Below are 24,065 nucleotides of genomic sequence, written 5' to 3' on the forward strand. Positions count from 1 at the left end.
GCGCGGGCAGGGTGCCCCCATGCCGCTGCCGCCGCTCACGCTCCCCACGATCCGGCACCTCGTACGACGGCGCCCGGCGAGCCCGCACCCCTTCGTACGCCTGCCCGCCCCGGCAGGCTCGCCCGCCGCCTCGGGTCTGCCGGGCCTGCCAGGCCTGCCGGACCTGTCGGCGAAGCGGGTGGTCGACCTCCTCGGGGCCGCCGCGCTGGCCGGGCTGTTCGCACTGCCGCTGCTGGTCACCGCCGCCCTGCTGTACGCAGCCCAGGGCGGGCGGGTCTTCGTACGGGAACCGGCGGCCGGGCTGGCCGGGCGGCCGTTCCTGACCTGGCGGCTGCGCACGGACGCCGCGGGCCGGCTGGGGGTGACCCTGAAGCGGTGCGCCCTGGACGGGGTGCCGCAGCTGCTGAACGTGCTGCGCGGCGAGATGTCGCTGGTCGGGCCGCGCCCCGAACCGCGTACGGACCGGGCCGACCGGCTCTTCGTACGGCCCGGAATGACCGGATTGTGGCAGGTCAGCGCGCGATCCGACCTCCCCTGGGAAGAGATGGCCCTGCTGGACCGGCACTATGTGGAGAGTCATTGGCTGGGGATGGATCTCGCGATCCTGGCTCAGACCCCTCGGGCGGCCTGTCGGCACAGGCGCTCCTGAGGCATGCCTGAGCGACACAGATCACCGCTCGCCCACCTACATTGCGGCGCGGGGAATGGGTAACCTCAAGCCTTGACTTCATAAGTTACCGCTTAGTAAGTGCCGCCCGAGGAGCCCTTCCATGCAACTCGCCGCGATCATCGTGTCGCTGGTCATCACGGTGGTGGCCGTCGCGCTGTTCGGCCGTGCCACCGTGCAGATCTACCGCTTCGTGCGGCTCGGCCAGCCAGTGCCCGCGGGCACGCGCACCGGCGACCCCACACAGCGCACCATCACCCTGGTCAAGGAGTTCCTCGGCCACACCCGCATGAACCGCTGGGGGATCGTCGGCTTCGCGCACTGGTTCGTGGCGGTGGGCTTCTTCTCGCTGCTGCTGACGATCGTCAACGCGTTCGGCCAGCTCTTCCAGGCCGACTGGCTGATCCCGATCATCGGTGACTGGCTGCCGTACGAGATCTTCACCGAGTTCCTCGGCCTGATGACCGTCCTCGGCATCGTGACCCTGATCGTGATCCGGCAGCTGAGCCGGCCGAGCGCGGCGGGCCGCAAGTCCCGCTTCGCGGGTTCCAAGACGGGCCAGGCGTACTTCGTCGAGGCCGTCATCCTGATCGTCGGCGTCTGCATCATGACGCTGCGCGCGCTGGAGGGCGTCCAGCACGGCGTCGACGGCTGGGAGCCGGGCTTCTTCGCCTCGTACCCGCTGATCGCCGCGTTCGACGGGCTGGACCTGAGCACCATCCAGTACCTGACGTACTTCTTCGCCGCGCTCAAGATCGTCACGTCCTTCACCTGGATGATCACGGTCTCGCTCAACACCAACATGGGTGTCGCGTGGCACCGCTTCCTCGGCTTCCCGAACATCTGGTTCAAGCGGAACGCGGACGGTTCGACGGCGCTGGGCGCGCTGCAGCCGATGACGAGCGGCGGCAAGGAGATCGACTTCGAGGAGCCGGGCGAGGACGACGTCTTCGGCGTCTCCCAGGTCGAGCAGTTCTCCTGGAAGGGCATCCTCGACTTCTCCACCTGCACGGAGTGCGGCCGCTGCCAGTCGCAGTGCCCGGCGTGGAACACGGGCAAGCCGCTGTCCCCGAAGCTCCTGATCATGTCGCTGCGCGACCACGCCCACGCCAAGGCGCCGTACCTGCTCGCGGGTGGCGGCAAGACCATGGAGGGCGAGGAGAAGGCGACGCCGGAGCAGCTGGCGGACGTTCCCGCGGCGGCGCTGGCGGAGGCGGAGCGCCCGCTGATCGGCACGGCGGAGGAGAACGGTGTCATCGACCCGGACGTCCTCTGGTCCTGCACGACCTGCGGTGCGTGTGTCGAGCAGTGCCCGGTCGACATCGAGCACATCGACCACATCGTCGACATGCGCCGCTACCAGGTGATGATCGAGTCCGCGTTCCCGTCGGAGGCGGGCACGATGCTCAAGAACCTGGAGAAGAAGGGCAATCCCTGGGGCCTCGCCAAGAAGCAGCGCGTGGAGTGGACCAAGGAGGTCGACTTCGAGGTCCCGATCGTCGGCAAGGACGCCGAGGACCTCTCGGAGTACGACTACCTGTACTGGGTCGGCTGCGCGGGCGCCCTGGAGGACCGGGCGAAGAAGACCACGAAGGCCTTCGCCGAGCTCCTGAACATCGCGGGCGTCAAGTTCGCGATCATGGGCGGCGACGAGAAGTGCACCGGTGACTCCCCGCGCCGCCTGGGCAACGAGCCGCTGTTCCAGCAGCTGGCCCAGGAGAACGTCGCCATGCTGAACATGGCGTTCGGCGAGGACGACGAGGACGAGTCGACGCGCAAGCCGAAGTCGGCGAAGCGCATCGTCTCCACCTGCCCGCACTGCTTCAACACGATCGCGAACGAGTACCCGCAGCTGGGCGGCGAGTACGAGGTCATCCACCACACGCAGCTGCTCCAGCACCTGATCGACGAGGGCCGGCTGACGCCGGTCACGCCGGTGGACGGCCTGATCACGTACCACGACCCGTGCTACCTGGGTCGGCACAACAAGGTCTACACGCCGCCGCGCGAGATCATGTCGGCCGTACCGGGGCTGCGCCAACAGGAGATGCACCGCCACAAGGAGCGGGGCTTCTGCTGTGGCGCCGGTGGCGCGCGGATGTGGATGGAAGAGCGCATCGGCAAGCGCATCAACAACGAGCGCGTGGACGAGGCCCTGTCCCTGAACCCGGACATCGTCTCGACGGCCTGCCCGTTCTGCCTGGTCATGCTGACGGACTCGGTGAACGGCAAGAAGAACGACGGCCAGGCGAAGGAATCCGTCCAGGTCGTGGACGTGGCCCAGCTCCTCCTGGAGTCGGTCAAGGCCCCGGCCCCGACGGAAGCCGAACTCGCGGCGGAAGCCCTGGCGGCGGAGGAAGCGGCGGCCGCGGAGGCGAAGGCGGCAGCCGAAGCCAAGGCGGAAGCCGAAGCGAAGGCGGAGGCAGCGGCCAAGGCCGAGGCAGAAGCCGCGGCCAAGGCGGAAGCCGAAGCCAAGGCGAAGACCGAAGCTGCGGCCAAGCCGGAAGCCGAAGGCACGGCCGAGGCGGAAGCTGCGGCCGGGGCAGAGGCAGAAGCCGAAGGCACCGCGAAGACGGAAGCTGCGGCAGCGGCAGCGGCAGAAGCCGAAGGCACGGCGAAGACGGAAGCTGCGGCAGCGGCAGAGGCAGAGGCAGAGGCAGAAGCCAAGGCGAAGGCCGAGGCGGAAGCAGCGGCCAAGGCCGAGGCAGAAGCCGAAGCCAAGGCGGAGACCGAAGCTGCGGCCAAGGCGGATGCCGAGGCGAAGTCCGAGGCCGAGGCTCCGGCAGGGGCAGCAGCTCCTGCCTCGACCGAGGCCGAGGCGGACGCCAAGGCGCCGGCGGAGCCGGAAGCAGAAGCCGCCACCGAGGCCGACGACGCAGGCTCCACCGCCAAGGGCGAGGCCGAGCCGGAGGCGGACGCCACCGCTGGGACCGAGGCCCAGGCTGCCGCCGACGCGGAAGCCGCGACCGAGGCGGAGCCGAAGGCTGCGGAGGACGCCAAGGCCGAGGCCGAGGCGAAGCCGGAGGCCAAGGCCTAGCAGGGCGCCAGCCCGCAACGAAACGCCGGTACGGCCGGCCCCTGCTCAAGGGGCCGGCCGTACCGGCGTTTCGGGGTCCGGGGGCGGAGCCCCCGGTTTCGGGAAGGGGCGGGGTGGGGATAAGGCCCCGCGCAGCGGCCCACCCAACCACCCCACCCCGTCAGGACTGGTCGGCCCGCCCCCGCTTCAGCAGAGCGAAGCCCAGCCCAGCCGCCCCCACCGCGGCCATCCCCCCGCTGGCGGCAACGAGCATCGGCGTATCACCCGTCGAAGCCCCGACTCCGGCTCCGGCTCCGGCTCCGACGCCCTCCGCCCCGGCCTTCACTCCACCCTTCGGGACCACCCGGTCCCCCGCCGGCTTCGCAGCCGCCTTCGACGGCTCGGCCACGTACTTCTCGATCAGCTTCCCGTCGAACCCGTACACCCAGCTGCTCCCGCCACCCTTCCCGTCGATGACGACGAACTTCACGCGCTTCCCGTCCTGGACGATCCGGTACGTCCAGCCGTCGTTCTGCGCGCTGGGGTGCTTCAGGTCGATCGTCCCGAGGAGGTTCCCGTTCGGCATGGAGATCTCGACGCGCTTGCCGTTCGGGCCGTCGATCAGCTTCGCGATCCGCCCGTCCGGCATGGTGATCCGGACCGAGGTCTCCTTCTTGACCTCGTGCTTCGGCTTCTCCACCGGCTTCTCCACCGGCTCGGGCATCGGCTTCGGCTTCGGCATCGGCTTCTGCTCGCCCTCCACCCACGAGGTCACGGTCCCGTTCGGCTGGAGGACGACGTGCAGCCCGTTGTTCTGCCCGTACGCCGGCTTGCCGCCCTTGCTGACCAGCGTGTCCAGCTTCGTCGACCCGGAGAAGACCTCGGCCTCGAAGTGGCCGTTGCCGATCTTGTAGACCTTGGCGATCGAGCCGTCCGCCAGCTTGACCGTGGTCACGAAGGCCCGCTCGACCGACGGCGCGGTCGGGTCGACCTGGGGCACGGTCGGATCAACGGCCGGCTCCGTAACGGGCTTGGGCTTGCCCTCACCAGACGCACCCTCACCCGACTTCCCCTCCTCCACGGGCCGCTCCTGCACGGGCCGCTCCTGCACCGGCTGCTCGACCCCCGGCAGAACCTCCTGCTCCGGTCCGGCCGACGAGTCCGCGAACGCGGATCCGACCGGGAGGGCCAGTACGGCGGCCGCGCCCGCGGAGACGGCGGCGGTACGAAGGGTGGTGCGACGGGTCGTGCTGCGCATGTGGGGGCTCTTCTCGTACTCGTAGGTCGTGGGTCGTGGGTCGTGGGTCATGTCTGTCTCGTCGACGGCGACACATACGAAGCTACGGACGCGATATCTACGTATTCCGTCGGAGACGTAACGAACCTCCACAGGCTCCCCACCAACCATGTAACTCACAAAAACCGGCCCAAAACCACCCATCGGGGATCCCCTAGGGGATGTCACAGCTCAGCCGCAAAGGGCCCCTATTCCGGCAGCCCGCCCACCACGCCACCCGGGACCAGGTACGTTCGATCACGTGGCTGGATTCAGGATCGGACGCGGCCGGGACAACAACCGCGCTCCCCAACAACCCCCGCGGCAGCAGCCGTACGGTCAGCAGCAGCAACCGCCGCAGGCGCCGTACGGACAGCAGCCCTACCCTCCCCAGCAGCAGTGGCCTCAGCAGCCCGCCGCCGGAGGTCACGGCGAGCCCGAGTACTTCGACCCGCACGAGCAGCAGCCGTACGGACAGCAGCAGGGCCAGTCGTACGGCCAGCAGCAGCCCCCGTACGGCCACGGCGGTCACGGCGGCGGCTCGTACGCGAACGACAACCCGGGGCACACCCAGGTCTTCGCGTACGGCGAGGACCCGTACAGCCAGGGCGCGACGTACCACGCGGGCGCCGCGGCCGCCGCGCCGACGGGCCCGCGACTGCCGTGGAAGGAACTCCTCCGCGGCATCGTGATGCGGCCGGGGCCGACGTTCCTGCAGATGCGCGACTACGCCGTCTGGGGCCCGGCGCTGATCGTGACCTTCCTCTACGGCCTGCTCGCGGTCTTCGGCCTCGACGACGCCCGCGAGGACGTCATGAAGGCCACCCTCCCCAACGCCGTCCCGATCGTCCTCAGCGCCGGCGTGGCCTTCGTCATCTGCGGCCTGATCCTGGGCGCCGTCACGCACACCCTGGCCCGCCAGCTGGGCGGCGACGGCGCGTGGCAGCCGACCGTGGGCCTGTCGATGCTGGTCATGTCCATCACGGACGCGCCGCGCCTGCTCTTCGCCGTGTTCCTCGGCGGGGACAACCTGTTCGTGCAGGTGCTGGGCTGGGCCACGTGGGTGGCGGCCGGAGCCCTGTTCACATCGCTCGTCAGCAAGTCGCACGACCTGCCGTGGCCGAAGGCGCTGGGCGCGTCCGCGATCCAGCTGGTCGCACTGCTGTCGATCATCAAACTGGGCACGCTGTAAACCCACGCCCCAGGGCCCACGGCCCACGACCGAGGGCCCACGACCACGAGAAAGGGCCCCGGCGCACAACGCGCCGGGGCCCTTCCCCACGTACCAGGCCTTCTCACATATCAGGCGTCGAGAACCTGACCCTCACGCTTCACCACGGGCGGCTCGACCGACCAGGGGAAGTTGATCCACTCGTCGGTCTTCTTCCACACGTACTCGCACTTCACGAGCGAGTGGGACTTCTCGTAGATCACGGCGGACCGGACCTCGGCGACGTGGCCCAGGCAGAAGTCGTGGACGAGCTTCAGCGTCTTGCCGGTGTCGGCCACGTCATCGGCGATGAGGACCTTCTTGTCGGTGAAGTCGATCGCCTCGGGCACGGGCGCCAGCATGACCGGCATCTCCAACGTGGTCCCGACACCCGTGTAGAACTCGACGTTCACCAGGTGGATGTTCTTGCAGTCGAGCGCGTACGCCAGGCCGCCGGCGACGAAGACGCCGCCCCGGGCGATGCTCAGGATGATGTCGGGCTCGTAGCCGTCATCGGCGATGGTCTGCGCGAGCTCGCGCACGGCCCGCCCGAAGCCCTCGTAGTTCAGGTTCTCTCGTACGACGTCGCTCATGCCTCGTGCCTCACCTGGGTGCGGTGGAAGTTCTGGAAGGAGCGCGAGGCCGTCGGGCCGCGCTGACCCTGGTACCGCGATCCGTACCGCTCGCTCCCGTACGGGAACTCGGCGGGCGAGCTGAGCCGGAACATGCACAGCTGCCCGATCTTCATCCCGGGCCACAGCTTGATGGGGAGGGTGGCGAGGTTCGACAGCTCGAGCGTGACGTGGCCCGAGAAGCCGGGGTCGATGAACCCGGCGGTCGAATGCGTCACCAGCCCCAGGCGGCCCAGGCTGGACTTCCCCTCCAGTCTGGAGGCGATGTCATCGGGCAGCGAGACGACCTCGTAGGTCGAGGCGAGGACGAACTCGCCCGGGTGGAGGATGAAGGCCTCGTCACCCTCCGGCTCGACCATGCGGGTCAGGTCGGGCTGCTCGACGGCGGGGTCGATGTGGGCGTAGCGGTGGTTCTCGAACACCCGGAAAAAGCGGTCGAGACGTACATCGATGCTGGAGGGCTGCACCATCGATTCCTCGAACGGGTCGATGCGAACCCGTCCGCTGTCGATCTCGGCCCGGATGTCTTTGTCTGAGAGAAGCACGTCCCGAGGATACGCAGTGCGCGCGGACCACCCCCAATCGAGAGCGGACCCGCGCGCCTCGCGGACCGTCTATCGCTTGACGGCCGCCACCCCGACGGGCACGGCATGCCTCAGCCGCGCACACCGCGGGCACCGCAACAGCCGCCCGGGCCCGATCCGGCCGGCACCGAGGTGCTGCAGCGGAAACGAAGCGGTACTGAAAACGTGCCCTTCGGCACAACGGACGACGGTGTTCTCCATCGAGTCCCTTTCCCCAACCTGCCGTACTGCGACGAATCGCCACATTAGGGGATGATCGCGACCCGCTCCAGCCGCCACTCCAGCACGGCTCCGGCACCACGGCGCACGGGTACGTTACGCCCCAACTCCCGCCTCCACGACCCTCGGTGCACCCCACAAACAACGACGACCCCGCGGCAGATTCACCGGGGGTCGATCATGGGGTAGAGTGTCCAAAGATACCGCTCCAGGCAACTGGAACGCCATGCGGATGTAGTTTAATGGTAGAACATGAGCTTCCCAAGCTTATAGCGCGGGTTCGATTCCCGTCATCCGCTCTTGAGAGAAGGCCCAGGTCAACGACCTGGGCCTTCTTGGTTGTCTAGACCTCTCAGCCCTCGCCGCGCCCTCCGCGTGCCCCAACTCGCAGGAATGCCCTGCTCGGAGGGCCCTCCTCGCACCGCTCGGACGCGGAATCGTCTCGGATCACGAGCCGCATTTCATGCGACCTGCGCCACACGGGAGCACAGATTCGCCTGTTCGCAACCCTGAAGCGAACCCTCAACCACACCGCTTGCGCGGCCAAGTTGGCGACGGCGCGACACTCTGCCCTGCACCTCCGAATGCCGCCGAATGCGCTCCCCACCAAAGCGTAGGCAGGCCAGCCCCGGCTCAGCAGCTGATCACCAATGGTGACAATCAGGTGACGCGTTGTCAGTGGTGGGTGCTTTCATGGAGCCGGTGTGCAGGGAGGCGCATCGCGACTGGTGGGGGGATACAGCTGTGCCCTGGATCAATGACTACTTTCGGGCAGACGGCACTCGGGTCAAAGGCCACGTCCGGCTCCCTGCCGGGGCCCGGCGGGAGACCGCGCTGCTCGGGCTGATCGTCGCCGGAGTGATCGTCTTCGGGAACGGAACGACATCTGCGGGGGCCGGAGCAGGCTCGGGTCAGGAGTTACCCAGGCCGGAGTCGACGGTGGTCTACCCGATCAAATGGCCAGCGTGGGAAAACCGCCCAGCGCCCCAACCCATACCGACGGTCTCCTATCCGATCGTCTTCCCGAGCACGGGGAACAGCAGGTGAGCCCCCGCCCACCCGCGAAGAGGCGCAAGCGCACCAGCACAGCACGGCGCCGGAAGGCCCCCGGCTCGGAGGAGCTGTGGCTCATCGGCCTGGCCGGCCTCGTGGCCCTCAGCCTCATCGTGGCGGTGATGTCGTGGCTCGCCGCCCACCCCTGGGTCCTGGTACTCGGCCTCCTCGCAGCCGGTGCCGCGGGCGCGCTGTGGCTGCGCCGACGCCAAGAGGCCGCGCGATGGGACCGGGTCCGGGCCCAGGGCTTGCGCTACGCCGTCGAGCACCTCGACAGCCTGCACCACAACGACTTCGAGTTTGCCGTACGGGACCTCATGCACCGGGACGGCTGCGCCGACGCCCAGAAGGTCGGCGGCCGGGGCGACAACGGTGCGGACGTCAAAGCCACCGACCCCTACGGCCGCCGCTGGGTCATCCAGTGCAAGCACCGCAAAGCCGGCTGGCAGGGGGCGGCGGTCGGCACACCCGACCTCCAGGTCCTCAACGGCACCGGCCGCCAGATACACGGCGGGGACGTCCTCGTCATGCTCACCAACGGCCGCTTCTCCCGGCCCGCCCTCGACTTCGCCAAGTCTCAGCGCCTCCACCTCGTCGACCGCCACCTCCTCGCCCAGTGGGCCAGCGGCCCGCGCCCCCTGTGGGAGCTCCTCCGCGCCGTCCCACCTCCCCGCAAACCCACCGCACTGTCCTGATCGGCTGGGGTTGCTGGACCTGGCCACTCAAACAGCCCGATTCCCGCGAGCTCTCACGCCGGAGAAGAGCAGAGCCAGCTCGATGACCACCACGCAGTCGGGTAGATGTTGGGGAAGCAGCTGACAGCGGGGTTGAAGAGAGGCCGGGTAAGGAGGGCTCCTGTTCGAGCTGGCCGATGCGGCAATCGGGAAACCGGACATGCAGACGGGGCCCCGAGCTCAGTCGGAGTTCGAGGTCACTCGGGCGGGAGCTCGGCGGTGGCGTCCATGGCCCCCGTCAGCCAGTCGTCCAGACCGTCGTCGCCGAGTGTCTTGTTCTAGCCCCGGATCACCAGGGTCGCGTGGCACCGGGGCGCGCAAGGGCCTCTTCATCGGCCGATCGGATGTGGGCTTGGTATCGGTGCGACCTCGCCCGATCACGAGACCGGCCACTCACCCTGCGGCTACCGTTTCTACGAGTGGTGCACGGGACGACCACTGATTGAAAGCAGTGTTGCCCGGCAGCTGGTTGGCTAGGGAGGGTTCGTGGCAGGCATGTCGGGGGCAGCACGTGGGGCTGTGTGGGCGGCGGCTGTTTCAGCTGGGCTCATTGCGGTAGGGCTGGCGGTGATCGTCGCGGTGGTCGATCTGGATACCGGTGATCGGACGGCCAGCATCATCGGTGCGGTCCTGGCCGCTGTGGGCCTCGTCGTTTCCGTGCTGGCGCTTGCCCGCCAGAGCCGGGGGGATTCGTCGAGTGGTCGACGGGTGCAGGCCGAACGCGGTGTCGCTGCTGGTGGGAACGTCGCCAATAACGCCATCGGAAGAAACTCGCGCGTGGACGGATCAGCATCGCCGGCGGCATCACCAGGGGCAGCCACCGGCGATTCTGGAGCGGTAGATGTGCAGGCGGGGCCTGGCGGCGTCGCGGCTGGCGGGGACATTGCTGGCAACGCCATTGGCGATGACAGCCAGGTCCGATGAGCGCCCTGTGGCCCCGCCGGTCACGCAAGTCCTCCACCTCGCCCGAACGTGGCAACCGCGGGACTGAAGAAGATCCCGTCCTCGACACCTCAGGCAATAGGCACGTGACGGTTCAGGCAGCCCAGGGAGCGGTCGCCGCTGGCCGGGACCTGTCCGGAAACGCCATCGGCCCGAACAGCACCGCCACCACGAACATCTACCTACCGCCGCCCCGTAAGAAGCCATCCTGGCCTATGCGAGTCGGGGCCCCGCCATTGCCTGCGTCGGCATTCCAGCCACGGCCGGTATTGCGTAGCGCGATCGATCGTGCTCGCTCGGCCAATGACACGTCGGTGTTGGCGCAGGTCCTGTCCGGTGGGGGTGGGGTGGGCAAGACCCAGCTCGCCGCCGTCTACGCTCACGAAGCCACTCTCGGAGGCACCGATCTGGTCCTATGGGTGCCAGCTGGCGAGGTCCAACAGGTCATCACCCTCTACGCCCGAGCTGCCCTCCTGGTGCAGGCACCGGGTGCCGACGGCGCTGACCCAGAACGTGATGCACAGGTGTTGTTGGACTGGCTGGCGACCACAGAGCGTTCGTGGCTCGTCGTCCTGGACGACATCACTGACCCCGCGACGATCGCCCGCTGGTGGCCGCCGGGCCGACCAAGGACGGGCTGGGTTCTGGCCACTACCCGCCTGAAGGACGCCCGCCTAACCGGGCAAGGCCGGGCCCGAGTTGACGTCGACGTCTACACCCCTGCTGAGGCCTTCTCCTATCTGCAAACTCGGCTCACCGCTGACGACGCCGCCCATCTCCTCGACGGACGCGAACACGAGCTGGCTGACGCCCTCGGAAGGCTACCCCTCGCCCTTGGCCACGCTGCTGCTTACATCCTTAATCAGCAGCTTCCCTGCGGCAGCTACCTCCAGCGACTCCAAGACAGCACGCGAAGCCTTGAAGACCTCCTCCCACTATCAGCAGACGCTGAGGGATACGGTCGGCAGGTAGCTGCCGCACTGCTGCTCTCCGTAGCCGCCGCGGAAGCAGCCACGCCGAATGGGCTCGCCCGGCCCGTCCTCCTCTTGGCCGCGCTTCTCGACCCCGCCGGCCACCCGGCGGACATTTGGGCTACCGCCCCCCTCCTCGAAGAACTTCCCCGATACTGCTCCCCTGCCATTGGGGGGAAGGAATCCACAGGCGCCGTCACCGCGGAGGAAACATACGAGGCCCTGCTCGTTCTGCACCGCTACGGCCTGATCACTTACGATCCCCGCAGTCAACATCAGGAAGTCCGCATCCACGCGCTTACGGCCCGGGCAGCACGTGAAACCACGCCCGGCAACCAGCAGTCGGCCCTCGCCATTAGTGCGGCCTACGCGCTGCTGAACATCTGGCCGGACCTCGATCAGATCCAACGCGACCTCGGCGCCGTCCTCCGCGCTAACAGCGACACCCTCAGGCAATACGCCGGGTCGCACCTCTGGCAAAGCGAAGCCCGCTCGCTTGTCTTCCGCGCCGGGAGCAGCCTGAACGACAACGGCCTCGTCGGTCCCGCACTCACTCACTGGCAGACTGTGACGGACCAGACCGAGGGGATTCTGGGGCCTGATCACCCCCATACCCTGCTTGCCTGGTCCAATCTTGCCGTCACTTACAGCCGCCTGAGCCGCTACGAAACCTCCGTGGAACTAGGGAAGCGGGCGCTGGCCGGCTTCGAACGGGTTCTCGGGTCTGACCATCCCAATACCCTGAGTGCCCGAGCCAACCTCGCCGCCACCTACCGAAACCTGGGCCGCTACGAGGAGGCCCTCGTCCTGAACAAGGGGGTGTTGGCCGATCGGGAACGTGTACTTGGGCCGGACCACCCCGACACCCTGAGCGCCCGAGCCAACCTCGCCGTCACCTTCGGAAATCTTGATCGTTACGAGGAGGCCCTCCTCCTGAAGAAGCGGGTGTTGGCCGATCGGGAACGTGTACTTGGGCCGGACCACCCCGACACCCTGACTACCCGATCCAACCTCGCCGTCACGTACAACGACGTCGGCCGCTACGACGACGCTCTCCGCCTGAAGAAGCAGGTGCTGGCCGACTATGAGCTTCTCCTCGGGCCCGACCACCCCGACACATTGCGCGCCAAGATCAACCTGGCAGTCACCTACAGCGATCTCGGCCGTTACGACGAGGCCCACCGCTTAGGACAGCCGGCGCTGGTCGACTGTGAACGCCTTCTAGGGTCTGACCACTCCGAGACCCTGCGCGCGCGGGCCCACCTTGCCGCCACGTACGACGCTCTTGAACGTCATTCTGACGCTCTGCAGTTGGGGGAGCAGGCACTGGCCGACCACGAGCGTGTCCTCGGGCAAGACCATCCCGAGACCCTCCGGGTGCGGGCCCAGCTTGCCCTCACTTACGGCCTCCTGGGCCACCACGACAAGGCGCTGCAGTTGAGGACGGAGGTACTGGCAGGCTTCGACCACTGTCTTGGCGCTGACCACTCCGAGACTCTGCGTGCCAAAGCCAACCTCGCAGCGACGTATTACGTCCTTGAACGTCATGATGAGGCTCTGCAGTCAGGAGAGGAGGCGCTGGCTGGCCTCGAGTCTCTTCTTGGGCCTGACCATCCCGACAACCTGCGCACAAGGGCCAACCTTGCTGCCACATGTAACGCATTGGGCCACCACCTGAAGGCTCTGCAGTCATGGGAGCCAGTATTGGGTGGGTTTGAGCGCAATCTCGGGTCTAGCCATCCTGAAACCCTGCGGGTGCGGACCCACGTCGCCGCGACCTTGTACCTCCTTGGGCGCCATGATGAGGCTCTGCAGTCGGGGGAGGAGGCGCTCGTCGACCATGAGCGTGCCCTCGGTCCGGACCATCCCGCGACCTTGCAGGCCAGGGCCCTCCTTGCCGTCATCTGCCGCGAGCTCGGCCACCACGCCAAAGCTGCCAAACTCGAAGGGGATCCTTCAGAGCCGAACTGAAAATACGGCGAGGCCTGGACGTCGGTCGCCGATCGGGCCGGTAAACCACTGTGTGACCTCGCAGGCGCGGGCGATATCCGGGCAGGCCATGCACTTCACCGAGCCGGGCACCATCGGGGGCGGTGCTGAACGAGCCGGTTCGGCTCTTTGCGTCATGTGGTAGGGCGACAGAGCAGGTTCCAGCGGAGCACCGGGGGCAGCTGCTAGCTGCCCCCGCTCGACGATCGTCACGCTTCCCGTATGAGCTTCGGCTTCGCCGACGCCTTCCCACGGGCCGCGCGGACCCTGGCGTCGATGCCGCCGGCGACCTCCTGCTGGCGTTCGTCGTCGGAGTGCTGGTAGATCATCGCAGCCTTCTCCGAGGACTGGCCGGCGCGGACCATCGTGTCCTTGAGGGTCGCGCCGGACTGCGTCGACAGGGTGTGGCCCGTGTGGCGCAGGTCGTAGAAGCGGAAGTCCTTGGGCAGGCCGACCTTCGTGCGGGCCCTGGCCCACTTGCGGCCGAAGGTCGTGCGCCGGAACGGCGCCCCCTTGAGTACGACGAGACCACCGGCACCCACCTCAAGGGCACCGCCCACGACTTCTCCGCACGCCTCCTCGGCGGCGTCTGCGGCATCGCCGGCACCTTCTCCGTCCTCGACGACCTCGCCCTCTTCCTCCGCCACATGCTCGCCCCCACCCAGGCCGCCTTGGGCCCCACCTGGATCAAGGACTCCCTCCGCATCCACACCGGCGCCCTCACCCCCGCCCGCGGCCTCTTCTGGCACCCAGCCCCCGGCACCGAGCCCGACCAGGGCATCTGGGTCCACTACGGCTTCACCGGCACCGCCATGTGGATCAGCCCCACTCAGCACCGCTGGGCCGCTCTCCTCACGAACAAGATTCGCTTCTCCCGCGACCGCGGACCCCTCACGGAGATCCGCAACGCGTTCCGGGCATCCGCCTTCGTGCCCGACATGCCCACGCTGACGAATAGCTTGCAGGTGCAATAGCCCTTGATCTGCGGAACGTTACGGTTACGCGACGAGGAGCGAACTGACTTCCAGGAGGACCTCAAGTTCAGCCGTGGTCGCATCTTCGCCTGTCGTGTGGACGATGGACGTACGGGTTGAACGGGTCCATGCCGAAACTGTTGGACGGCAGGGCAAGCCGATGATCGGCGGTCCGCGCAGCACGGGCACTCGCAGCCATGGATGGGCCGGGGGCACCCCAGACCAGGCCAGCCCATCCGGTTCACTGGCTCCATCCCTGACATCTCCACACCCGTTACCGCCGTGGCCGGGCACTGCGCAAACCACTGGTACCTTCCCCGCGTCGCCGGGAGTCCAGTCAGTGGTTACGTTTATATGAGTCGGCCGCCGACACGGTGCGATGGCTCCCGATCGCCAATCCACGTTCCGGCGTAGGGCCGGAGGCCGCCGGATCTCCCGCGAAGGAGAGACGAACATGTTCGAGACGCAGCTTGCCCTGGTGTGCGAGAGCGAGAACGTCACCTCTTCAGAATTCAGCCGAGTGGTTGCAGCGCTACAGACACAAGCGATTCGAGATTTCCGCCCCGTTTGGAACATCACCGCGACCGTCGACGCCTTCCAACAACTGGAGGACGTTCCGGTTGGCTCTTGGCCAATCATCATCCAAGACGTTCTCGAAGAGAAATACCGAGGGTGCGCCGGAGTTCACGCCGACAAACAAGGGCAGCCGTTCGCATTGGTCCTCTACGATGACGGCTGGTCCCATACAGCGAGTCACGAGATGCTCGAAATGTTGGCCGACCCGTGGGGAAACAGGCTGACCCCTGGCCGATCCCCTAGAAAAAACCAAGGGGTAGTGGAATTCCTCGTCGAAATTTCCGACCCCTCAGGCGATGCGCAATTTGGATACGAAATCAACGGAATACTCGTCTCGGACTTCTACACGCCGAACTTCCATGACCCTCTGCCATCCGGTATCAGGTATAGCTTCGGCGGTAAGATCGCAGAGCCTCGGCAGATCCTCCCCGGCGGGTACATTAGCTGGCACGACCCAATTAGCGAGCATTGGTGGCAACAGAGATGGTTCGACACCCCAAAGTCCACTTTCCATGATCTCGGGGTGCTGAGCGACCGCACCGGAAGCCTTCGAGCGGCGATCGATGCACGGACCGGCAACGAGCAACGCAGCGCGCGAACCGTGTCTCAGTCCTCCACATACACCGCTACTGCAGCGCTGACCGCCAGCTTCAAGGTGGCCGGCGACTCGCGGGCCCGGGGCTGGCGGGCGCAGATTGCAGACCTGGAAGACGGAAGTTATGCCGATGCAACTTGGCTGGGCGATGTACAGCAAGGCGATCCGGAGTAGAGTCGGCCATTCCAGGGATGGGAGGTCCGGCCATGGCTGATGACCTGGCTCGGCAGGCGAGCAAGGCCCGCGCAGCCCAGCTGCGTGAGCAGATTCGCCAACTCATGAGTAAGGCGCGCCCGGGGACCGCGACGACGGAACCGAGCTCCGGCGAGAGCCCGCGCGACTTCGTTCATCGGCGCATGCAGGAGACCGCCAGCGAAGCCGAACAGAAGCGCGCCAGGCAGAAGAAGCCAGCCGAACGGAAGAAGGCAGCCGGACACGGCAGTAACCAGGCGTGAGAGCACGAACGCGATACGCGCTCACGGGCCCTTCATCATGGGCACTGCTCGACAACAGTGACGTTAGCCATCCCCTTGTCAAGCCGCAACAACTCAACATCACCCTTGCTGAGCACGAGCTGACTGCCGTCGCGGACGAGTGTGCCGCATTGCAAGGCTCCGGTTTCTGTACGAACGAGCACGAGTTGCGGTTTTGGGCTGGCGGTCAGGGCGACCAAGCCGGCGGAAAGCACAAGCGCGGCGGCTGCAAGTCCAGATAGCCTTCCGAAGCGCAGGAGGGCGCGAGCCCAGCCAGTCTCCTCCTTATGCCACTGCGCAAGTTTAATGCCAGTAAGTGGGGAGAAACGCTTAGGAATGCCTCGGCTTGCCCTAGCGGTGGCAAGCACTGACACAAAGGCGAAGATCGCTGCCATTGTAACGAGCACCACCACAGTGCCACGGTCAGACTCGTTGAGCTTCTCGATGCTGCTGGGTCCCTGCACAATTGCAACAGCACCGAACAGTCCAAGCAACGTCGACGTGGTCGTTGCCCAAGCTGCGGCAGACGCCTGGATTGTGGAAAGACTAGCGCGGCTCGCCTCTTCGGCTTTGTTCTCCCAATACTCGCTCGCCAGCTCAGTCACTCGTCTGCCTCCTCTCCCGTGGTAGGTTCGCTCACATAGCCGTTGTATCCACAGCCCTGGGCGATTCCATCGGGGCGCAGGGGGTGATCACTGCTGCACAGGCACTTTACGTGGATCCCAGTAGCCTTTGCCTTTTGCTTGGCCTGCATTGGATAGCCGAACGCCTCCTTCGAAACCCTGATGCCGTCGTTATGCTTACAGCGGGGGCACTGAGTGAATTTCTCGTACCAGACAACAGGTCCATCTGGAGGTTGCGGGCTCCATGGCACCGCGTCGATCGATTGACGCCACCATTCCGGCGGATTACTGTTGAGCTCATAGGGCAGTGGCGGCTCAGGGTCTCGTTCAGGCGGAAACGTCACACTTTTCACCTGCCCCCGCCAGCAAGACAACAGCAGTGGAAGCCGAGGGGTTCACTCATTCGGTGCTTCAGGTTGACCTATGCGGCGCCCCCTGTGGCGGACGCCCGTCATCACCATCCGCTTGCGCTCGCAACTCCGCCTCGATCCCCACGAAGGACTTGCGGACGGCCAGCCGCGCCCAGCGTCTACAAGCAGTCTCGCCCCCGCCTGCGCCCATCCCGTGCCCTATCCGTGCCCTTGGCAGCGGTGAAGACCGGTCAATACCGGCGCGGGAAAGCCCTCACGGCGAGCCGTCCGGGAATCGATGCCTGCAGGTCAGAGGGCATATCGACGCCGTGGGCGTCGTTGATTCCCAAGCTTATAGCGCGGGTTCGATTCCCGTCATCCGCTCCACGACAAAGCCCCAGGTCAACGACCTGGGGCTTGTTTGTTGTCTAGACCTATCGGGGCCCGCGTGCCATTCACGCGCCATAACTGCCCTAACGGGGCGTCAGGTTGTGGTCGCGCTCCCTGTGGGGATCACCTCAAGCCGGACGGTGGCGTCGATGTCGTCGGCGAGCCTGCGCTGATGCTCCTTGGTGGAGTGGTCGTTGCGGGGCGCCTGGGCGCGCCCTGTCCCCGGGCGCCTGCCCGAGCACGATCTGCACGGCTGGCCGGGGTCACGAGTCCCCGGTAGCGGGGCGTGACCGGCCCGGGAGGAATCGCTCGTGTTCCCGCACGGCATGTCGCTCCACACCGCGGTGGCCGCCAGCCAGAGCGAGGCCAGCAGGACGTGCGCGCGCTGGGCGGCGCCCTGCCACTGCTCCAGGGGGAGCAGCGCGAGGACGACGACGATCAGCAGGACCTTCACCCCCAGGACGGCCCTGCCCCAGCGCAGCTGCCTCGCGAACGCGGCGATGGCGACGAGCAGCGCCCTGTCCGCCGCGCAGCTGAGTCCGATGTGGGCGAGGGAGCGGGCGCCCCGCCGCCCGCGAAGGGAGGGAAACCGACCCCAGCGGATTGGTCTCCGCGCTCGGAACCAGGGCCGGGCGTTCGGGCTAAGCCCAGTGGCGGGGACATCCAGGAAGGATCACCGTTTGCAGTGAGCCGGATGCTCTGCTTTCAGCAATCCAGCCGGAGACAAAAGGAGAAGATCTTGCGCGCTTTCTGGGTGGGTGCCGCAGTCGCCGCCGTGGTGGGCCTGACGTCGGTCACCGCTGCCGCCGCCGTTCCGCTGAATGAGGGCCAGGCGCCCCGGGCGGCCGCGCCGGTGGTTCCCGGAGAGCCCGAACTCCTGGAGGCGCCGCAGGTGACTCCGTCGGGCGTCACCCGGATGACGGCGCCCTCGCTGTCCACCAAGGCCGCTCCCGCCGCCGGACCGGTGTCGGATCTGCTGAGTGGTTTGCTGTCGACGCTGACCAACCTGCTGGCGGCCCTCGGTCTGCCGGTCACCCTGCCCACCCTGCCGCCGCTGCCCGTGGCCAAATAACGTCCGAGCCGGACCGCGGGACCCGGGCGTCAGCCCGGGTGCGAGCAGATGGTCTCCCCGGCTGCGATCAGCAGGGGAACCGGCCCGGAAGTGAAGCAGGCGAGTTCGCCGCCCTGCATCTCTTCCGGGCATTCGGCCGCGCTGGAGGAATCCGCGGGGAAGAGGCCGTTGTTGTGGAGGTCCAGGAGGATGGCCCGCAACCTCCGCAGGAGTTGGGAGATCACTTCGTCGCGCCCCGGAGTGGCACGGTGCGTCGCGAAGAACTCGTCGTAGAGCCTCTGGGTCTCCCCCGTCGGGATTCCGAGGGCAGCCGAATCGTCCCCGGCGCGCAGCAGCGACGCGCCGCCTGGCACCAGCTTGGCGGCGACGGCCATGTGGAACTGGTGGTTGCGTCGGCCGGCCCGGTTCAGCTCGAAGATGGCCACCGGCGCGGCCTCGCGCCGGTAGCGGGCCCGTAGCGTACGCAAGCGCTGCGCGACCGTGACGTAGTCGGGGGCCCAGCGGCCGCTGAAGGAAGGGTGCTTTCGCATCATCGCCGGGCGGATGAGCCGGTCGTACAGCTCGCGCGTGGGCGAGCCGGTGTAGGCGAGGAGCACGGAGTAGGCGTTGATGAGGGTGCTCGCCCTGGCGGCGGCGGCCTCGCAGTGGTCCCGGACGACGAGTTCGAGTTCGTCGTCGATCAATTGCCAGATTGCGAACACGGCTTGATGGCCTGCGATCCATCGGAACCAGTACAGCTCGTCCGGACCCGCGGGCGCCGGAAGGGGGTCGGCGGCCGTGATCTCGCCGAGGGATATCGGGGCGTTGGCGGCCTTCGAGACATTGCCGCCGGGTTCGCGGATCCTGACTCCGGCGTGCGGCAGTACCAGCGGCTCCAGCGCGTAGGGGGACGGGCGGAGGGCGCCGGCGGTCGGGGTGCCGAGGTTCGTGGCGGTGTTCATCAGGGCTTGCTTTCCGTTGCGTTGCGGCTTGCGCGACAAGGCCCCGGGGTGGGAGTCCCGGGGCCTTGTCGTGGGGGGCGGCTAGCGTGCGCCGCGGAGCGGGGCTTCGCGGCAGCCCCGGATGAGGAGGGCGTACGCGATCACGGTCGCGGCCAGGTAGTCCCAGCGGCCGTCCTCCAGACAGAGCCAGGCGGCACCCACCCAGGGGACGACTGCCGAGACGACGCCCTCCAGCTTGTCCGGGGTGACCGGCATGGGGTCCGGATCCCGGTTGGCGTCGCCCTTGGTGACGTACGTGGTGCCCTGCCGCCGGACCGCCCGGTGGGTGGTGAGCCGGCCCCCGTGCGTGTCGTCGTGGAAGGCGATGACCGCGCCGCCTCCGACCTCGTGGGCGGGAACGGGGCGGACGGTCACCACGTCACCGCGGCTGAGCGCCGGCTCCATGGAGCCCGAGACGACGACGGAGGGGCTCCAGCCCCACAGCAGCGCGGCCAGGGGCAGGCACAGCAGCGTGGTGGCCATGGTGACGAGCGTCCGGCACCCCGCCACCCGAAGGACGTGCCACCAGCTCTCGTCGTCCATGGCCGGGTCGGTCATGCTCAGCGGTCGCGCTCGACGTCCACCTCGGCGCCGAGGTCGAAGCTGATCTGGCAGTTCTGGGCCTCAGCCGGAGCGTCCTTGTCCAGGCTCCAGGTGACCTGGACCTCGTACTTGTTCTTCGTCTTGTCCTTGTCGAGCAGGATGCCCTCGCGGATCACGTTGGCCCCGTTGCTCCCCGCCTTGACCCACTCGGCAGCGGTGTGCTCGACCTGGGTGATGTCGTTCGGGTCGGCCTGGGGGCCGTGGTTGAAGCCCAGGTGCAGGTGCTTGGCGAGCTCGGAGGTCGCGGCGTCCGAGAGGCGGTTGCCCTGGGCGTCCTTGGCGACGATGTTCTTGAGCAGCACCTGGCCGAGGCTGCCCGGGACCTCGGACGCATCGGGGGCGAAGGTGTAGGTCACCATGGCGTTGGCCTGGGAACCGGGCTTCAGGCCCTTGGCGTTGATGAACGACTTGCTCGGCTTGTTGGACGTCACGTCGGCCTTGGTCCACTTGCCCGCCTCCAGGGTGTTGTCCTGGTTCCAGGTCGAGGCGGTGACCGTGGCGTGCGTGGCGCCGAGCACCATCGCGCCGGACGCCAGGACGCCGACGGGGATCGCCGCGAGCTTCGACCAGCGCTTGACGCGGGGGGCGTTGAGTGCCTTGCGCATGTTGTTCCTTCGGTTGATCTGATCAGGGTGTTCACGCCGCTGCGGCGTGGACGCCTTGATCAGATCCCGGTGGAGCGGGCCGGAAGTCGACCCGTGCGCGGCAAAGGTGATCACCTTCCGCCGAGGAACCCCGCCTGGTGCGCCAGGATCGCGGCCTGGGTCCGGTTCTCGACCCGGAGCGCGGTCAGCAGCCTGGACACGTACGCCTTGACGGTGCCTTCGGTGAGGTACATCCGCCGGGCGATCTCCGCGTTGGAGAGCCCTTCCCCCAGATGGCACAGGATCTCGTGCTGCTGGTCGCTCAGCGCCTCCAGCCGGCGCCGCTGCTCGGGCGGGATGCCGGGCGGCCGGTGACCGGCCCGCGCGCGGGAGGAGGCCAACAGCCGGGCGGCGGAGGCCTCGGCGAGCACGCGAGCCCCCGAGGCGACCAGCCGTACCGCGCCCACGACCTGCTCGGGCGGGGCGTCCTTGAGGAGATAGCCGGCCGCCCCGGCCTCCAGGGCTTCCGTGACCCCCTCCTCGGTGTCGAAGGTGGTCAGCACCAGGACCGCAGGGGGGTTCGGCAGGGCGAGGAGCTGCCGGGTGGCGGCGATGCCGTCCATTCCGGGCATCCGCAGATCGGTGAGTACGAGGTCGGGGGACAGCTCGCGGGCACGTGCCATGGCCGTGGCGCCGTCGGACGCTTCGCCGACGACTTCGATGCCGTCCGCGGCGTCCAGCAGCATGCGCAGCCCGAACCGCACCAGCGGCTCGTCGTCCGTGACGAGTACGCGGATCATGACGTGTTCCCTCCGTGCTGCTGCCCCACTGCGGTCCCGGAGGCTTCGCCCCCCTGCCACGGGAGCGTGTCACGACCGTGGTCGACGTTCGTGAACATCCGGCTCGCCGAAAGTGGATCCTCTGGCGGGGCGACGGGCCCGGGTACCGGCACGGTCATGTCGACGCGCCAGCCGCCGTGCGGCGTGGGACCGGCGTGGAAGTACCCGCCCTGGAGGGAGGCGCGCTCGCGGAGCCCGACCATCCCGAAACCGCCGCCCGCCGCGTCCTGCCGGGTGCGCCGCGCGGGCGGGTCGTTGTACACGGAGGCGAGGAGCATGCCGTCGGCCAGGCTGACCCGTACCGCGGCACGGGCGCCCGGCGCGTGCTTGGCCACGTTCGTCAGGGCCTCCTGGACGGTGCGGTACGCCGTGAGCGCGATCTCCGGCGGTACGCAGCCGTCGGCTCCGTACCCCTCGCGGTCGAAGGTGACGGCGAGACCCGCGGAGCGGGCCTCCGCGACCAGCGCGTCCAGATCGGCCGGCCGCCGGCCGGCGACCACCGACCCCTCCCCTTCCCGCAGCGCCCCGAGGACCTGCCGCAGGTCGCCCATCGCGGCGCGCGCGGCGTCGCCGGCCGCCCGGGCCAGCTTCCTGCTCTCCGGCTTCACCCCGGGAACGAACTCGATCGCCCCGACCTGCATGGCGATGATCGCAATCCGGTGTCCCAGGACGTCGTGCATCTCGCGGGAGAGGCGCAGCCGCTCCTGTGCACGGCTCTGCCGGATCCGGTGCTCCCGCTCGGCGCGCAGCGCGGTGATGCTGCGCTCGTACGCGTTCGCGCCCAGACCGAAGACCACGGGCAGGACGACGTAGAACGCCGAGTTCAGGAAGTCCTCGACCATCGAGGACCCGAGGTGGCCGGGCAGGAGTGCCTTCAGGGGTACGAACACCGCGCAGCTGACCGCGATCACCGCCGTGCGCGGGCCCCGCTGGTAGCGGGCCAGGCCGTAGAGGGCGAGGAAGACCGGGATGCGGGCCCCGTTCAGCGCCAGGCCCGCCATGGTCAGCAGGGCCAGGGGGAGCGGGGCCCGCCGCCGCCACAGGAAGCCCGCGGTGACGGCGAGTGCGACGGCTGCGCTCGGCAGCGTGCCGCGCACCAGCCCGGCGGCGGGATTGAAGGCACAGTGCACCGACGACACGGCCACCAGGCCGACGATCAGCAGGTCGGCACGCAGCCACCGGGACCGTCCGACGGGCGTCATGAGCGCGAAGTACCAGCGCTCGAAGGCGTCCGGGCGGGCGAGGTCGGTCACGGGCATCCTCGATCAAATACGGATATTCCACCAAATGGGCTATTCATTATGCCTGTGCCAATGCACAGCCGACGCACAGCGAGCGCGCCTGCCGGCCGCCGCGGCTTCAGGAGAAGAGCCGGCTCCACGTCTGAGCGCCCGGGTACCCGTCCGCGTCGTCCCCCGCCCAGCCCTGGGCCCGCTGGAAGGCCGCCACGGCACGCCGGTCGCTCTCGCTCCAGGTCGGGCCGGGGCCCTCGCCGTACGAGCCGCCGAAGCCCTTCCTGACCAGCCGTCGGCCGAGCAGCGTCACGTGCGGACCGCTCCGGCCCGGACCGAAGCGGTCGGCACCCGGGAACGCGGGCGCCGGACCGGCGCCGCTGCCCCCGCCGTCTGCGCGTCCGCCGCCACCGATGTCGTTGCCCCGGCCCTCGGTCAGCAGCCGCCAGGTCGCGGCGCCGGGTATGCCGTCCGCGTCCGCCCCCGACCAGCCCTGCGCCTGCTGGAAGGCCCGGGTGGCCGCCTCGTCGGCCGTGCTCCAGCGCGGGCCGGGCCCGCTGCGGTAGAAGCGCCCGCCGCCGCGGGCGGCGAGCATCGTCCCCAGGCGGGTGACGTGCGCGTTGTGCGCGCCGGGGCCGAAGTTTCCCGCGCCGGGGAAACCGCTGCCCGACTCGGGGGCGCCGCCGCCTTCCCGTTCCCGCAGGCCCGCGTAGCGGTAGGGGACGTACGAGCCGGAGTGCGAGAAGTAGGCGTAGGGCACGGTCCGCTCCACCGCTCCCCTCCCCGACGTCATCTCGATCGCCGTGTACCGCGTGTGGGCCGAATCCGCCCATCCCCCGAAGAGGACGGCGTGCGATCCGCTCGTCGGGGCGCCCGAGTTGTGGAAGAGCAGCAGGTCGCCGGGGCGCAGCTCGTCCTTCGAGATGCGCACGCCGTAGGTGTGGAGGTCTCCCGTCCAGTGGCTCGTACCGAGCCCCCAGGCCATGGAGACGAAGCCCGAGCAGTCGGTCCTGTACCCCTGGTGCCAGCGGCTCTGGCTGTACGGAATGCCCGCATCGACCCAGCTCCTGGCGCGCGCGAGGATCTGCTCGCGCGTGGTCGCCGGGCGGGATGCGGCCGCTGTACGAACGGTGGCGGTCGCGGTGGCCCCGGTCGGCATCACCTCCGTCCCATGGTGGGCCGGGGCCGCCTGCGCCTGTGCGGCGCCGAAGCCGGCGACCACGAAACCGGCGACTGCCGTCAGGGCGCCCAGCCGGGTGGCCCGGGTACAGGCCGGCGCCGGTGCAGCGGTGGGCCGCATCGGTTGCCGACCCGCGGTGCGGCAGCCGGGGCAGGCGCAGGCGGGGTCGGGGGGCAGTTCACGAAAGGCGGGTACGGGCAGGCCTGTCCGAATCATCTGCTGCTCTCTCCATGGTGATCAACACGGTCTGTGGTGATCTTGGAAGGGAGCGCCGGGCCGATCGTGCACGATCCCCGCCACG

At 68.4% G+C, this 24,065-nt stretch carries 19 protein-coding genes, 1 tRNA gene and 3 pseudogenes; 11 read left to right on the top strand and 12 right to left on the bottom strand.

From position 1 onward, the window contains the following. Positions 1-19: 19 nt before the first annotated feature. Both IF02_RS0100880 and IF02_RS32035 read left to right on the top strand, forming a co-directional pair. A complete protein-coding gene (locus tag IF02_RS0100880) occupies positions 20-649 on the top strand; it encodes a sugar transferase (protein ID WP_078621778.1) in 630 nt (209 codons plus the stop codon). A 121-nt stretch (positions 650-770) separates the two neighbouring features. After that, a pseudogene (locus IF02_RS32035) lies at positions 771-2,996 on the top strand ((Fe-S)-binding protein); the annotation flags it as partial. Between the two features lie 868 nt (positions 2,997-3,864). Here the strand turns inward: IF02_RS32035 and IF02_RS0100890 are convergent. Further along, complete coding sequence (locus IF02_RS0100890) at positions 3,865-4,992, bottom strand: hypothetical protein (protein WP_030152910.1); 1,128 nt, start codon at positions 4,990-4,992, stop codon at positions 3,865-3,867. A 229-nt stretch (positions 4,993-5,221) separates the two neighbouring features. On the opposite strand from IF02_RS0100890, the gene IF02_RS0100895 reads away from it, so the two are divergent. After that, positions 5,222-6,151 (top strand): Yip1 family protein, encoded by a 930-nt coding sequence (locus IF02_RS0100895; RefSeq protein WP_030152912.1) that lies wholly within the window; start codon positions 5,222-5,224, stop codon positions 6,149-6,151. 110 nt (positions 6,152-6,261) lie between these two features. Here IF02_RS0100895 and IF02_RS0100900 read toward each other — a convergent pair whose 3' ends face one another. Together IF02_RS0100900 and dcd are read right to left on the bottom strand one after the other, a co-directional pair. Further along, positions 6,262-6,762 carry a phosphoribosyltransferase gene (locus tag IF02_RS0100900; protein WP_030152914.1) on the bottom strand — a complete coding sequence of 167 codons (501 nt, stop codon included), beginning with the start codon at positions 6,760-6,762 and terminating at the stop codon, positions 6,262-6,264. Further along, on the bottom strand, positions 6,759-7,346 hold the full coding sequence (dcd, locus tag IF02_RS0100905) for a dCTP deaminase (RefSeq protein ID WP_030152916.1): 588 nt from the start codon (positions 7,344-7,346) through the stop codon (positions 6,759-6,761). Before dcd ends, IF02_RS0100900 begins: the two co-directional genes overlap by 4 nt. Positions 7,347-7,832: 486 nt before the next feature. On the opposite strand from dcd, the gene IF02_RS0100910 reads away from it, so the two are divergent. The 4 genes from IF02_RS0100910 (at position 7,833) to fxsT (ending at position 13,275) form a co-directional block, all read left to right on the top strand. After that, positions 7,833-7,903 (top strand) — tRNA-Gly (locus IF02_RS0100910). A 744-nt stretch (positions 7,904-8,647) separates the two neighbouring features. Further along, on the top strand, positions 8,648-9,352 hold the full coding sequence (locus IF02_RS0100915) for a restriction endonuclease (RefSeq protein ID WP_030152917.1): 705 nt from the start codon (positions 8,648-8,650) through the stop codon (positions 9,350-9,352). A 525-nt stretch (positions 9,353-9,877) separates the two neighbouring features. After that, positions 9,878-10,315, top strand: coding sequence for a hypothetical protein (locus IF02_RS34660; RefSeq protein WP_158708425.1), 438 nt, complete (start codon positions 9,878-9,880; stop codon positions 10,313-10,315). Positions 10,316-10,548: 233 nt separating this feature from the next. Further along, a complete protein-coding gene (gene fxsT, locus IF02_RS0100920) occupies positions 10,549-13,275 on the top strand; it encodes an FxSxx-COOH system tetratricopeptide repeat protein (RefSeq protein WP_267880877.1) in 2,727 nt (908 codons plus the stop codon). A gap of 227 nt (positions 13,276-13,502) precedes the next feature. Here the strand turns inward: fxsT and IF02_RS33380 are convergent. Beyond that, positions 13,503-13,832, bottom strand: a pseudogene (locus tag IF02_RS33380) (site-specific integrase); the annotation flags it as partial. On the opposite strand from IF02_RS33380, the pseudogene IF02_RS32045 reads away from it, so the two are divergent. From IF02_RS32045 to IF02_RS0100930, 3 genes and pseudogenes are all read left to right on the top strand, one after another. Beyond that, positions 13,764-14,267, top strand: a pseudogene (locus tag IF02_RS32045) (serine hydrolase); the annotation flags it as partial. The pseudogenes IF02_RS33380 and IF02_RS32045 sit on opposite strands and share 69 nt — an antisense overlap. Before the next feature lie 454 nt (positions 14,268-14,721). After that, positions 14,722-15,612, top strand: coding sequence for a hypothetical protein (locus IF02_RS33390; protein WP_078621782.1), 891 nt, complete (start codon positions 14,722-14,724; stop codon positions 15,610-15,612). 32 nt (positions 15,613-15,644) lie between these two features. Next, positions 15,645-15,893 carry a hypothetical protein gene (locus IF02_RS0100930; RefSeq protein WP_030152922.1) on the top strand — a complete coding sequence of 83 codons (249 nt, stop codon included), beginning with the start codon at positions 15,645-15,647 and terminating at the stop codon, positions 15,891-15,893. A gap of 35 nt (positions 15,894-15,928) precedes the next feature. Here IF02_RS0100930 and IF02_RS34665 read toward each other — a convergent pair whose 3' ends face one another. Both IF02_RS34665 and IF02_RS0100935 read right to left on the bottom strand, forming a co-directional pair. Next, entirely contained in the window at positions 15,929-16,516 is a 588-nt protein-coding gene (locus IF02_RS34665; protein ID WP_158708426.1) for a hypothetical protein, read from the bottom strand. Between the two features lie 852 nt (positions 16,517-17,368). Beyond that, the gene (locus IF02_RS0100935; RefSeq protein ID WP_030152924.1) at positions 17,369-17,728 is read right to left on the bottom strand and encodes a hypothetical protein; all 360 of its coding nucleotides are present in this window, start codon (positions 17,726-17,728) and stop codon (positions 17,369-17,371) included. 285 nt (positions 17,729-18,013) lie between these two features. Between IF02_RS0100935 and IF02_RS0100940 the strand changes: the two genes are divergently transcribed. Then, a complete protein-coding gene (locus IF02_RS0100940) occupies positions 18,014-18,346 on the top strand; it encodes a hypothetical protein (protein ID WP_158708427.1) in 333 nt (110 codons plus the stop codon). A 29-nt stretch (positions 18,347-18,375) separates the two neighbouring features. Here IF02_RS0100940 and IF02_RS35045 read toward each other — a convergent pair whose 3' ends face one another. From IF02_RS35045 to IF02_RS0100970, 6 genes are all read right to left on the bottom strand, one after another. Continuing rightward, positions 18,376-19,287, bottom strand: a complete 912-nt coding sequence (locus IF02_RS35045) for a hypothetical protein (protein ID WP_199809155.1) — start codon at positions 19,285-19,287, stop codon at positions 18,376-18,378. Between the two features lie 81 nt (positions 19,288-19,368). Beyond that, positions 19,369-19,884: a signal peptidase I gene (locus tag IF02_RS32890; RefSeq protein WP_051695383.1), complete on the bottom strand. Its 516-nt coding sequence runs from the start codon at positions 19,882-19,884 to the stop codon at positions 19,369-19,371. Between the two features lie 2 nt (positions 19,885-19,886). Next, on the bottom strand, positions 19,887-20,534 hold the full coding sequence (locus IF02_RS0100955) for a hypothetical protein (RefSeq protein WP_030152931.1): 648 nt from the start codon (positions 20,532-20,534) through the stop codon (positions 19,887-19,889). Positions 20,535-20,644: 110 nt separating this feature from the next. Next, complete coding sequence (locus IF02_RS0100960) at positions 20,645-21,313, bottom strand: response regulator (RefSeq protein ID WP_030152932.1); 669 nt, start codon at positions 21,311-21,313, stop codon at positions 20,645-20,647. Beyond that, positions 21,310-22,605 (bottom strand): sensor histidine kinase, encoded by a 1,296-nt coding sequence (locus tag IF02_RS32895; protein WP_158708429.1) that lies wholly within the window; start codon positions 22,603-22,605, stop codon positions 21,310-21,312. The genes IF02_RS0100960 and IF02_RS32895 overlap by 4 nt, the downstream gene beginning before the upstream one ends. 106 nt (positions 22,606-22,711) lie before the next feature. Beyond that, positions 22,712-23,884 (bottom strand): peptidoglycan-binding protein, encoded by a 1,173-nt coding sequence (locus IF02_RS0100970; protein WP_234318050.1) that lies wholly within the window; start codon positions 23,882-23,884, stop codon positions 22,712-22,714. Positions 23,885-24,065 lie beyond the last annotated feature (181 nt).

Origin of the sequence: Streptomyces sp. NRRL S-244 (assembly GCF_000717915.1) — a bacterium.
Classification (GTDB): domain Bacteria; phylum Actinomycetota; class Actinomycetes; order Streptomycetales; family Streptomycetaceae; genus Streptomyces.